The following is a 12,341-nucleotide window of genomic DNA, read 5'->3' on the forward strand; positions in this document are numbered from 1 at the left end:
GGAGAGCTCACCAGCGGGAATAGACTGGGAGAATTAAGTCAGTCGTGAGAGGTGCTTTTGTGGAGGAACGTACGACGTCGGCGCCGCCGGCGGGCGGAGAGGACGGCCTGAGCCGCGTGCCCGGCACCGCAACTGCAGCTACGGGAAGCACCGTGGACGGTGTGCCCGTGGACAGCCCGGGCGTGCGCCCGACGTTCCCCGGACGACGCGAGCGGACGCGCTCCAGGCTGGCGAAGTTGACAGGACGGGGCACGAGCACCTATTCGCCCATCCTCGAACCGCTCCTGCGGACCGTCAGGGCCAACAACCCCAAAGAAGACCTCGATCTCATCCAGCGGGCCTTTACCGTGGCAGAGCGCAGCCATCAGGGCCAGAAGCGGAAGAGCGGCGATCCGTACATCACCCACCCCGTTGCGGTGGCCACGATCCTGGCCGAGCTGGGCCTCACAGGCACAACCCTTGCTGCTGCACTCCTGCACGACACCGTGGAGGACACTCCCTACACCCTCGCTGACCTGACGCGTGATTTCGGCCCCGAGGTCGCGATGCTCGTGGACGGCGTCACCAAGCTCGACAAAGTCCAATTCGGTGAGGCCGCACAGTCCGAGACCGTCCGCAAGATGGTCGTGGCCATGGCCAAGGACATCCGGGTACTGATGATCAAGCTGGCGGACCGGCTGCACAACGCCCGTACGTGGCGCTTTGTTTCCGCTGAATCTTCCGCCCGCAAAGCGCGCGAAACACTTGAGATCTTTGCGCCGCTGGCCCACCGCCTTGGTATGAACACCATCAAATGGGAACTTGAGGATCTTTCCTTCGCCGCCTTGTACCCGAAGGTGTATGAAGAAATCGTCCGGATGGTGGGGGACCGCACTCCAGAGCGCGAGAAGAGCCTGAGCGTCATCCGCAACCAGATTGCCGAAGACCTGCGCGTCGCCCGCATCAAGGCCACCATCACGGGCCGCCCCAAGCATTACTACTCGATCTACCAAAAGATGATTGTCCGGGACAAGGACTTCGACGACATCAACGACCTCATGGGCGTGCGTGTCCTCGTGGATTCCGTCCGTGACTGTTACGCGGCTCTTGGCACCTTGCATTCGCGCTGGAACCCCCTTCCGGGACGGTTCAAGGACTACATCGCCATGCCGAAGTTCAACATGTACCAGTCCTTGCACACCACCGTCATCGGGCCCGGGGGCAAGCCCGTTGAGATCCAGATCCGTACCCACGAAATGCATCGCCGTGCCGAGTATGGCGTGGCGGCACACTGGAAGTACAAGGACCAGCCCAACCGGACCGCCGTAGGTCCGGGGAGCCCCAAGGACGGCGACATGGGCTGGTTGCGTTCCCTGGTCGACTGGCAGCAGGAAACATCGGATCCGGGCGAATTCCTGGACTCGCTGCGTTTTGAAATCAATGCCCGGGAAGTGTTCGTCTTCACCCCCAAGGGCGAGGTCATGGCCCTTCCCGCAGGATCGACACCGGTGGACTTCGCCTACGCGGTGCACACCGAAGTGGGTCACCGGACCATCGGTGCGCGCGTCAACGGCAAGCTGGTTCCGCTCAACAGTGAACTCAATCACGGCGACTGGGTGGAGATCTTCACCTCCAAGGCCGAGGGCGCAGGACCGAGCCAGGACTGGCAGCATTTCGTCAAAAGCGCCCGGGCGCGCAACAAGATCCGGCAGTGGTTCAGCAAGGAACGGCGCGAAGAGGCCATCGAGCGCGGCAAGGACCAGCTGACCCGCGCCATGCGTAAGCAGAACCTGCCCCTGCAACGTCTCATGACACATGACGCCTTGTCCACGGTGGCCGAGGAATTCCACTACGTCGACATTTCCGGACTGTATGCCGGCGTCGGAGACGGGCACACTTCGGCGCAGTCCGTCATGGAAAAGCTCATGGAGCACCTCGGTGGGCATGAGACGCCCGATGAGGACCTGGACGAAGTCAGCATTCCCTCGCAACTCCAGAAGACCCGGTACTCGGACTCCGGCGTCATTGTCCGCGGCGTGGGGGATGTCTGGGTAAAGCTGGCCCGCTGCTGCACGCCGGTACCGCCTGATCCGATCCTCGGGTTCGTGACCCGCGGCTCGGGGGTGTCGGTACACCGCACGGACTGTACGAATGTCTCGGACCTCCGTGACCAGCCCGATCGCATCGTCGAGGTTGAATGGGCTCCGACCCAATCCAGCGTCTTCCTGGTGGAGATCCAGGTGGAAGCCTTGGACCGGAAGTCGTTGCTTTCGGATGTCACCCGCGTGCTTTCGGAAAACCACGTCAACATCCTGGCTGCTTCCGTGCATACCTCCAGCGACCGGGTAGCCATCTCCCGCTTCGCGTTCGAAATGGGCGATCCGAAGTACCTTCACCACGTGCTCAGTGCCGTGCGCAGGATCGACGGGGTCTTTGACGTCTACCGGACCACGGGCAACCGCAGGAGAAGCTGAACCTAGCAACTCAGGCGGCTACCTTAGGCGGCAAGACGTCGGAAGACAGCGGGTCAGCGGTCCGAGCCAACGCGGCAATCTTGCGCAGTGCAGCCTTCTTGTGGGGCACCCTCGTGGACGCCTCCACCGCGAGGGTCAAGAGCCGCAGCCGGACGCCCAATTCATCCCGGGACAGCAGCATCCGCAGTGCGGGCAAGGCCCTGCTGGCTTCTACGTGTAGGGCCACATCCACGGCCGTCCGCAGGGGACTGGTCACGAGCAGCCCGCCGATGCTGACCACGTCCAGCTGGCCCAAACGGACTTCGTGCAGGATACAGCCGCGGGCCGAACGCAAGCTCGATATACGGTGTTTGGCGTCCACGAGGAGCGAAAGCCTCTCTGGGGCATCCGCGCAACCGTAAATCCAGGCCGCCGTCATGCGCCCCGCGATGACCTTCCTGCGAATGCGATCCGGAACCACCAGGGCGGCCGCGCGGGCTCGGAGCCGAGGCGTGACATCCAGCCCCGAGGGAGTGAAGCTCTTCTCGTAGAGTGGTGTGAGCACGCCGTCCGTAGCCATTGATTGAAGCTCGGCCCACGTGAACTGCGGGCTGGGCGCGTACAGCTCTTGGGCAGGGAAGTCCTGTTGCTGCGGAGGCGGTAATCTCGGGGCCATTCAGCAATCATCGCGTGGCTGCCGCAACGGGAACAGGCCCCGTGCCGGTTATGTGGATAACCGGCACGGGGCCTGTTGGTTCAAGCTCTACTACTACTACTACAACTACTACAACTACTACTACGCGAGATCGCTTGCCGAACGCTGGATCTGGTCAAGCCAGGCCTCTCGTGCTTCAAGGGCCTCACGGGCGTTCTTGATGCGGCGCTGGTCTCCGGCCTTTTCGGCCTTTTCCAGGTCTTCCCTCAGGCCGGCGATAGCCGCTTCCAGCTGCGACAAGGCGCTGTTGGTGCGGGCCTTCGTCTCCGGGTTGCTCCGGCGCCATTTGTCCTCTTCGGCGTCGCGGACGGCGTCCTCAACCTTGCGAAGGCCGGCTTCGATCCTGCCCATGTCGGCGCGGGGGACCTTGCCGGCTTCTTCCCAGCGGTCGCGGATGGACTGCAGGGCCTTCTTGGCAGCATTGAGGTCCGTGATCGGCAGCAGGGCCTGTGCCTCGACAACGAGCTCTTCCTTGACGGCAAGGTTTGCCGTGTACTGCTGGTCGATCTCGTCGTTGGCAGCCTGGCGGTTGCTGAAGAATACGTCCTGCGCGGCACGGAAACGGAGCCAGAGGGCGTCGTCATCCTTGCGGCTGGCGCGAGGCGTAGCCTTCCACTGGTCCATGAGACGGCGGTATTCGCCGGCGGCGAATCCCCAATCCGTGGAACTGGAGAGGGCTTCGGCCTCGACGATCAGCTGTTCCTTGGCGACCTTGGCCGCCGAGTTGGTGCTGTCCAATTGGGAGAAGTACGCACGGCGGTGGCGGTCAAAGACGGTACGGGCCGAGCGGAACCGCTTCCACAGCGCGTCCTCGTTGCTTCGTCCAAGCCGGATGCCGTTCTTCTGGGCTGTCTTCCAGCTCTCGAAGAGTTCGTTCATGCGGGCGCTGGACGTCTTCCACTGGACCTGGGACGGATCCTGGGATGCGATGGATTCGGCTTCGGCGACGATCGCCTCGCGTGCCGCGAGCTCCGCGGATCGTGCGGCGTCGTGTGCAGCTTTCTCGGACTTCTCCAACTCGGAAATCTGTCCAGCCAAGGCATCGAGTCGAGCCTCGGCAGTGCGGATGTCGCCCACCATGTTTCGCTCTGCCAGCTGCTCACGCAGGTGCTCGACCGTCTTCTGCATGTCCGTGGCCGGGGCCTTGGACTCCACGCGGTGTTCCATCAAAACGATCTGCGCAACAACGTCGTCGTACTTCCGGGCGAAGTATGCCAGCGCCTCGTCGGTGCTCACTCCCGGGTACTGTCCCACCGGCTGCTCTTCGCCGTCGATGGTCAGGAAGACGTGGCCGTCACCCTCGGCGCGCCCCCACTTGGCGGCTTCCGCCAGGGACACAGCCGTAGGCTGGGCTGCCGGCGCGGCCGGAATAACACTGGCGGCTGCCTTGGGGCGGGCAGCAAATGCTGCGGGGGAAGGCGCATGCGAGGGGGCCGGACGTGGCGCCGGAGAGGCAGGCTTGGGCGCGGGCTCTGCCGCGTCGGCCACTGGGGCGTCGGATTCTGCCGCGTCGGCCACCGGGACGACGGGTTCTGCCGCGTCGGCCACCGGGGCGTCGGGTTCTGCCGCGTCGGCCACCGGGGCAACCGGCGCAACGCCGGCCTGCTCAGCTACGGGAGCCTGGGTTTCTTCGTCGTTGGCCACTACTGCAGTTTCGTCGGATTTCTGACTGTCTGTCACCGCTAAAAGTCTTTCGCTTGGAGGGATTACTAAGGTAATGCGCCGTGGACCATGGTCCGGGCTAGTTACTTCAGAGAAAACGAGTCTATCGTGACAGCTGCCACAGGGGTGCCGTCGGTGGCGCTGCTCCCCGGATTAGTACCGGCTTGGGCGATCTTCGTCACCACGTCCATGCCGCTCGTCACCTTGCCGACCACCGTGTACCCGCCGGCGGAGTCCGGGGGAATGACGGTGTCCTTGTACACAATGAAGAACTGGTGCCCGTTGCCATAGGCGTTGTTGCCGGTCCTGGCGACGGCGATGGTTCCGGCCGGGTAGGTGTTGTTCGCCGGGGTGTTCTCAAGTGGTCCCCAGTGGAAGTTGGGGTCGTCTGTGGTGTCCGTCCCCTTGGCTCCGCACTGCAGCACCGAGAAATTGTCGGCGGTAGTCAATCGAGGGCACTTGAGGCCGCTGTAATAACTCGCGTCAGTGAGGGATTTGAACACTGCTGCGGCCTGGGGAGCTGTTGTGCCATCCAGTTCGACGCCGACTGTCCCTCCATTGAGGCTGAGCTGGCCAGTGAAAGTCTTACCTGCGGCCGTGTCCGCTTTGGGAATGCCGGCGCTATTCGAGCCCGTCGCCGCGGCCGAAGCGGAGGGGTTGGCAGAGGCGGACGGCGAACTCAGCCCGGCTTGGGCCGCTGCGAACTCCGATTCGCTCGGATTCGAGTTGAACACCGTGAGTTGGAGCACGACGGCGGCAATCAGGGCGGCGGCACCCACGCTGACCGCGATCACATTGTCCCGGCGGCGGCGCTTGCCCTGTGCACGCCGAAGCTCGCGCTTGGCTTCCATCTGCCTGATGCGCCGTTTGGCTTCACGGTTGTCCCGCGGCCTTGTAGACAATGGTCCTCCTGGTTGTCTGGACAAGCTTCCCTCGCAAGCAAGCCGAACCCGGGCGCCCGCATTAGATGTGCAGGCGCCGAAAGCATAAACTGGCTGCCGCACATAGTTTATGCATGACTGGCTGGACGCCAGCCCATCCTGAGCCGAATCGGCCCGTGGTTCGTGGCGCTGGGTCCGGCCCGCGCAATCATTGAGGAGAAATTTCCACCATGGCCCGTACCGCCTCCCTGTCCGGATTCCCCGAGTGGCTTCCCCAGGAACGGTTGGTGGAACTGCATGTGCTGGACACGTTGCGCAAGACGTTTGAACTCCACGGCTTCTCTTCCATCGAGACGCGCGCTGTCGAAACCGTCGGCCAGCTTCTCCGCAAGGGCGAGATAGACAAAGAGGTATACGGACTGAGCCGGCTGCAGGAAGACGAGGACGGCGGCGAAGGCGGAAAGTCGGACAAGGCAGATCCCAACGCCTTGGCGCTCCACTTCGACCTCACGGTGCCGTTTGCCCGCTATGTCGTCGAGAACGCCGGCTACCTGGCGTTCCCGTTCCGCCGCTACCAGATCCAGAAGGTGTGGCGGGGGGAGCGGCCCCAGGAGGGCCGCGCCCGCGAGTTCACGCAGGCGGACATCGACGTCGTGGGCGACGGCGAGCTGCCTTTCCGCTACGACGTCGAGATCGCCCTCGTCATCGCGGAAGCGTTGAGCGCCCTTCCCATTCCGGACTTCCGCCTGCGCATCAACAACCGCAAGCTCGCCGAGGGCTTCTACCGCGGTATCGGCCTCACCGACACTGCCGGCGTGCTTCGCAGCATCGACAAGCTCGAAAAGATCGGCGAAGCGAAAGTTGCCGAATTGCTCAGGAGCGAGCTTGGCGCCACGGATGAGCAGGCAGCGCTTGCCTTGAAACTTGCCAGCATCCGCACCGAGGACACGTCCTTCGTGGCGCAGGTGCGTGCGCTTGGCGTATCGGACGAGCTTCTTGAAGAGGGCCTCAGCGAGCTGGAACAAGTCATCGAGGCTGCCGTGCAGCGCGCCCCCGGCAAAGTTGTTGCCGACCTCAGCATCGCCCGCGGCCTCGACTACTACACCGGTACGGTCGTCGAAACCGTCCTGGTGGGACACGAGCAACTCGGTTCCATTTGCTCCGGCGGCCGCTACGACGCCCTCGCCAGCAAGGGCAACCGCAAGTTCCCCGGCGTCGGGCTGTCGATCGGCGTGACCCGCCTGGTCTCCCGCATCCTGAGCCAGGAATTCGCGACGGCGTCGCGCTCGGTTCCCACGGCAGTCCTGGTGGCGCTGAACAACGACGACAGCTGGTCTGCGGCCCAGGATGTGGCGGCCCAGCTGCGTGGACGGGGGATCGCCACCGAAGTTGCGGCGAAGGCCGAGAAGTTCGGCAAGCAGATCAAATTCGCCGACCGACGCGGCATTCCCTTCGTCTGGTTCACGGACGACGACGGCAAGCACCAAGTGAAGGACATCCGCACCGGGGAGCAAGTCGACGCGGATCCGGCCAGCTGGGAGCCGTCACCCGAGGATCTCCACGTCCGCATCACCACGCGATAGCCACGAACCGGCGCCTCAAGGCAAAAGCCCGCGGGCCCGGGCGGGAGCGGGCCGCGCCCGGTGGGGCCACGCTTCGTTCATACGGGTAAACTCGAACGGGATCGTTTTGTCATGGTCCTGAAAATCATGTTGAAAGGAATGCTGTGCTGCGCACACATGACCTCGGATCCCTGCGTTCCGAGCACATTGGACAGACCGTCACCCTGGCTGGCTGGGTAGGCCGCCGCCGAGATCACGGTGGCGTGGCCTTCGTCGATCTGCGTGACGCGTCCGGTGTCGCCCAGGTGGTTGTCCGCGAGGAAGAGGTCTTCCACGGCCTGCGCAATGAATACGTGCTGCAGATCGTGGGCACCGTCAGCAAGCGTCCCGAGGGCAACGAGAACCCGCACCTCGCCACCGGCGAGATCGAGGTCATCGCCGAGAAAGTGGTGATCCTCAACACTTCGGATCCCCTTCCGTTCCAGATCGACGAGCACGTGGAGGTCGGTGAAGAAGCGCGACTCAAGCACCGTTACCTTGACCTGCGCCGCCCCGGCCCCGCCCGGAACCTGCGCCTGCGTTCCGAAGCGAACCGTGTGGCCCGCGAGCTGCTTCACCAGCAGGGTTACGTCGAGATCGAGACTCCCACGCTGACGCGCTCGACGCCGGAAGGCGCCCGCGACTTCGTGGTTCCGGCGCGTCTGGCACCGGGTTCCTGGTATGCGCTTCCGCAGTCCCCGCAGCTTTTCAAGCAGCTGCTCCAGGTTGGCGGTTTCGAAAAGTACTACCAGATCGCCCGTTGCTACCGCGACGAAGACTTCCGTGCGGACCGCCAGCCGGAATTCACCCAGCTCGACATCGAAGCCAGCTTCGTTGACCAGGACGACATCATTGAGCTCGGCGAAGGCATCGTCAAGGCACTATGGCAGCTGATCGACGTCGAGATCCCGACGCCGATCCGCCGCATGACGTACCACGAGGCGATGGCCAAGTACGGCTCCGACAAGCCGGACCTGCGCTTCGGCCTGGAGCTCACTGAATTGACGGAGTTCTTCAAGGACACGAACTTCGGTGTCTTCAAGGCGCCCTACGTTGGCGCCGTCGTCATGCCTGGCGGGGCCTCGCAGGCCCGCCGCGCGCTGGACGCCTGGCAGGAATGGGCCAAGCAGCGTGGCGCCAAGGGTCTCGCCTACGTGTTGTTCAAGGAAGACGGCGAGCTCACGGGCCCCGTTGCCAAGAACCTCACGGACGCGGAGCGTGCCGGCCTGGCTGACGCCGTCGGCGCAAAGCCCGGCGACTGCATCTTCTTCGCCGCCGGCGAGAAGTCACCATCCCGCGCCTTGCTGGGTGCTGCCCGCGTCGAGATCGGCCACCGCACCGGCCTGATCGATCCCAAGGACTGGGCTTTCGTCTGGATCGTGGACGCCCCGATGTTCGAACCGGCTGCCGCAGCCGTCGCTTCCGGCGACGTCGCGGTGGGTGGCGGACAGTGGACGGCCCTGCACCACGCCTTCACCTCCCCGAAGCCCGAGTTCCTGGACTCCTTTGACAAGGACCCGGAAGCGGCCCTGTCGTACGCCTACGACATCGTGTGCAACGGCAACGAAATCGGCGGCGGATCCATCCGTATCCACGAGGCCGATGTCCAGGAGCGCGTTTTCGAGCTCATGGGCCTGGACAAGGAAGACGCGCAGACCAAGTTCGGCTTCCTGCTCGAGGGATTCAAGTACGGCGCACCTCCGCACGGCGGCATGGCCTTCGGGTGGGACCGGGTCGTGGCCCTTCTGGCCGGCGTGGACTCGATCCGCGACGTCATCGCTTTCCCGAAGTCCGGCGGCGGCTACGACCCCCTGACCGCTGCTCCTGCGCCCATCACGGCGCAGCAGCGCAAGGAAGCCGGAGTCGACTTCAAGCCTGAAGCCAAGCCGCAGGCAGCGGCAGCCAAGCCGGAGTAGCTGGAACCGTAGAAGTAGCCCGAAGGCCCTCGCACATTGTGGGGGCCTTCGGCGTAGCATGTCGTCGACTGAATTCGAGGAGGACGCGTGACACAGGAAATGGGCCTTGCATCGATCGAGGAGCTCATGGACCGGGCATGGCCCGCCCCGGACCGTGAGGACACCGGGGGATGGGTCATGCGGGCCGCCGGAGGCGTGACACAGCGGGCAAACTCGGTCTGGCCCAGGGAGCAGGCCAGCGACCACGAGTCGGCAGTACGGGCCGCCACGCAGTGGTACCGCTCCCGGCGCCTGCCGCTGATCTTCCAGATTTTCGACGATGAGCGAAGCGCGGGCCTCAACAGTGTGCTCGATGCGCAGCGATTCACCCGGCAGTCGGAGACCCTCATCATGGTCCGTCCGGGCGGCGCCTTTCCAGCTACCCTGCCCGGTGGCCCGGCAACCGGCGTCGAGATCTCGGAGGAGCCTTCCGAAGAGTGGCTCCGGCTGTGGTGGTCCGTTGACGGCCGCGGGGGAGACGCCGAGCTGGACATCGCCCGGAGGATTCTGGTGTCTTGCCCTTCCGTCTACGCTCTCGCGAAGGACGACGACGGCGTCCCGGCCGCCGTCGGGCGCCTCGCCCTGGTGGAAGGCAAGGGAGGCATCTACTGCATGGCAACTGCGGCCAAGCACCGCCGCCGTGGCTACGGGCGGCAGGTGCTTGAAGCGCTTCTGGAAGCGGGCGCCCACCGAGGCGTGTCCGAGTTCTGGCTACTGGTAATGGCCTCGAATACCGGCGCCCGGGCCCTGTACGAAGGCGCGGGGTTCGCAGAGCACGGCAGGTACCTCTACCGGCAGGCCCGGCCGCAGCGGGCGTTGTCGGGCTGTTAGCTGGCCCGGCGCCCCTCCTACAACGGATCCGTGACGTCGATCCGCACGGCGCAGGCATCTGCCGCAGCCCTGCGAAGTACGGTTGCGTTGGGGTCGGCAACTGTCAGGAACGCGAGCTTCGCCCGGGACGAATATTCCTTCAACGCCTTTTCTTCGAGGACCGCCGCGGAGAGTGCGGTGTCTCCGCCCAGAACGAGATATTCAATACTGTCTCCGGCGAACACAGCGGCGGCATAACCGGCCACCGCTTCCGTCAGTGCGTTGGCCTGGTTCTCACGACGACGGGCAAAGCGCTGCTGCGAGGATCCACCTGCAGCCGAGCGGGATTGTACGTAACGTGAGCCCGATTTGGAGGCGGCCACTTTGCCGCCACTCACCACCCCCACCGCGTAGCCGCCCCGGCGCACCAGGATGATTCCGAGCCGCCGTTCCTGCGAAGCAAGCGAGGCCAGGCGCTCAACCGCGGTTGCGCCCCTCCCGGGCCGTCCATCGACAGGCCAGGGGGCCCTTAGTAGAGCGGTAGCGCCATCGGCCGCCCGCAGGAGCGTGCCGCCGTCGTCGGGCTCTTCCTTAACGGCGCCATGGCTCGCGGCGAAGCGCTCCACCCAGCCGGTCAACCGCGGACCGGGGATGAAAGCGGTGCGCACCGCCCCTGGCGGCGGCTTTTCGTTGGGGCCGGACGGCCGGGTCTCCACGTCGATGTCTCCTTCGCTGGAATCATGAGTAGCCTATCCATGTGGAAGATCTCTTTGGTGCCGACGCGGACAATGACGACGACGCCGGCAGCCAGGCGGATTCGGACCGTTCCAGCGATGGACGCGCAGGCACAGGGCGTCCGGCGTCGCCGCGGAGCCCTTTGGCTGTCCGTATGAGGCCCCGGACTCTCGACGACGTTGTGGGCCAGCAGCATTTGCTGGGCCAGGGGTCTCCGTTGCGGCAGCTTGCCGCAGGGGCCAACGCCGCCGGTCCTGCCGGCCCGAGTTCGGTCATCTTGTGGGGACCCCCGGGTACGGGCAAGACGACGCTGGCACACGTCATTGCCCGCGGACCCGGCCGGAAGTTCGTCGAATTGTCCGCCATTACCGCGGGCGTCAAGGATGTCCGCCTGGTCATGGAAAATGCCTTGACTGCCCGGGATCTCTATCGGACCACCACGGTGCTGTTCCTGGATGAGATCCACCGCTTCAACAAAGCCCAGCAGGACGCCCTGCTTCCCGGCGTCGAGAACCGCTGGGTGGTCCTGGTCGCAGCTACCACCGAGAACCCTTCGTTCTCGGTGGTCTCGCCGCTGCTTTCCAGGTCACTGCTGCTTACCTTGAAACCGCTCACCGATAGCGACATCGAAGCGCTGCTGCAGCGCGCCGTTGCCGATGCCCGCGGCTTGGCAGGAGGAGTGGAGCTCACCCCGGAAGCCTTGGAGCACCTGGTCCGCTTGTCCGGGGGCGATGCCCGCCGTGCGCTCACCGCGCTCGAGGCCGCTGCCGGCGTCGCCTACGGTGACAGGAACCACGACGACGGCGACGCGTCCGAAGACGCTTCTGAAGAGGAAGGGCTGGCAGGTGACGGCGCCCCCGAGGCTCCGGTCGTCGTCGAACTCCGCCATACGGAGCGGGCGCTGGACGTGGCTGCCGTCCGATACGACCGCGCGGGCGACCAGCACTATGACGTCGCCAGTGCGTTCATCAAGTCGATCCGCGGTTCCGACGTCGATGCGGCCCTCCACTATCTGGCCCGCATGCTTGAAGCGGGCGAGGATCCGCGCTTCGTGGCCCGCCGGATCGTCATTTCGGCCGCCGAGGACATCGGCATGGCGGATCCGACGGCGCTGCAGACCGCCGTCGCCGCTGCCCAGGCAGTGCAGTTGATCGGCATGCCCGAAGGCCGGATCATCCTCGCCGAAGCGGTGGTGCATCTGGCGACTGCGCCCAAGTCAAATGCCGCCTACCTGGGCATCAACAAAGCCATCGCAGATGTGCGTGCGGGGATGGGGGTCGGGATTCCGGTGCATTTGCGGGACGCGCACTACCAAGGAGCGAAAGGCCTTGGCCACGGCCAAGGCTACAAGTATGCCCACGATGCCCCGCATGGCGTTGCCACCCAGCAGTACGCTCCGGACGATCTGGTCGGCAGGGACTATTACGAGCCCACGGCAAACGGCGCCGAACGGGATATTGCTCCGAGGCTTGAGCGGCTGCGCAGGATCATCCGGGGCAAGTAGCCGTCATGGTAGGCTAGATGCTTGTCTGGCAAGGCTCGGGCGCACA

General features: G+C 64.9%; 9 protein-coding genes. 5 read left to right on the forward strand and 4 right to left on the reverse strand.

Annotated features, from left to right (window positions below; translation table 11 throughout):
• Window positions 1-59: 59 nt before the first annotated feature.
• A complete protein-coding gene (locus VLA65_RS07800) occupies window positions 60-2,453 on the forward strand; it encodes a RelA/SpoT family protein (RefSeq protein ID WP_272909578.1) in 2,394 nt (797 codons plus the stop codon).
• 10 nt (window positions 2,454-2,463) lie between these two features.
• On the opposite strand, the gene VLA65_RS07805 is transcribed toward VLA65_RS07800, so the two are convergent.
• The 3 genes from VLA65_RS07805 to VLA65_RS07815 all read right to left on the reverse strand — a co-directional run bounded on the left by VLA65_RS07805 (window position 2,464) and on the right by VLA65_RS07815 (window position 5,660).
• Window positions 2,464-3,108: a type IV toxin-antitoxin system AbiEi family antitoxin gene (locus VLA65_RS07805; protein ID WP_332602171.1), complete on the reverse strand. Its 645-nt coding sequence runs from the start codon at window positions 3,106-3,108 to the stop codon at window positions 2,464-2,466.
• Between the two features lie 120 nt (window positions 3,109-3,228).
• The gene (locus VLA65_RS07810; protein ID WP_332602172.1) at window positions 3,229-4,827 is read right to left on the reverse strand and encodes a DUF349 domain-containing protein; all 1,599 of its coding nucleotides are present in this window, start codon (window positions 4,825-4,827) and stop codon (window positions 3,229-3,231) included.
• Between the two features lie 65 nt (window positions 4,828-4,892).
• Window positions 4,893-5,660: a peptidylprolyl isomerase gene (locus tag VLA65_RS07815; RefSeq protein ID WP_442880271.1), complete on the reverse strand. Its 768-nt coding sequence runs from the start codon at window positions 5,658-5,660 to the stop codon at window positions 4,893-4,895.
• Between the two features lie 260 nt (window positions 5,661-5,920).
• Between VLA65_RS07815 and hisS the strand changes: the two genes are divergently transcribed.
• The 3 genes from hisS to VLA65_RS07830 all read left to right on the forward strand — a co-directional run bounded on the left by hisS (window position 5,921) and on the right by VLA65_RS07830 (window position 10,077).
• Window positions 5,921-7,273 carry a histidine--tRNA ligase gene (hisS, locus tag VLA65_RS07820; RefSeq protein WP_284989265.1) on the forward strand — a complete coding sequence of 451 codons (1,353 nt, stop codon included), beginning with the start codon at window positions 5,921-5,923 and terminating at the stop codon, window positions 7,271-7,273.
• 143 nt (window positions 7,274-7,416) lie between these two features.
• On the forward strand, window positions 7,417-9,207 hold the full coding sequence (aspS, locus tag VLA65_RS07825; RefSeq protein WP_306959769.1) for an aspartate--tRNA ligase: 1,791 nt from the start codon (window positions 7,417-7,419) through the stop codon (window positions 9,205-9,207).
• 99 nt (window positions 9,208-9,306) lie between these two features.
• Window positions 9,307-10,077, forward strand: a complete 771-nt coding sequence (locus VLA65_RS07830; protein WP_332602339.1) for a GNAT family N-acetyltransferase — start codon at window positions 9,307-9,309, stop codon at window positions 10,075-10,077.
• Between the two features lie 17 nt (window positions 10,078-10,094).
• Here VLA65_RS07830 and VLA65_RS07835 read toward each other — a convergent pair whose 3' ends face one another.
• Window positions 10,095-10,772 (reverse strand): acVLRF1 family peptidyl-tRNA hydrolase, encoded by a 678-nt coding sequence (locus tag VLA65_RS07835; protein WP_332602174.1) that lies wholly within the window; start codon window positions 10,770-10,772, stop codon window positions 10,095-10,097.
• 41 nt (window positions 10,773-10,813) lie between these two features.
• Here VLA65_RS07835 and VLA65_RS07840 point away from each other — a divergent pair, with 41 nt between their 5' ends.
• A complete protein-coding gene (locus VLA65_RS07840) occupies window positions 10,814-12,295 on the forward strand; it encodes a replication-associated recombination protein A (protein ID WP_332602175.1) in 1,482 nt (493 codons plus the stop codon).
• The last annotated feature ends 46 nt before the right edge of the window (window positions 12,296-12,341 follow it).

The organism is Arthrobacter sp. S2(2024), from assembly GCF_036662515.1.
GTDB lineage: Bacteria > Actinomycetota > Actinomycetes > Actinomycetales > Micrococcaceae > Arthrobacter.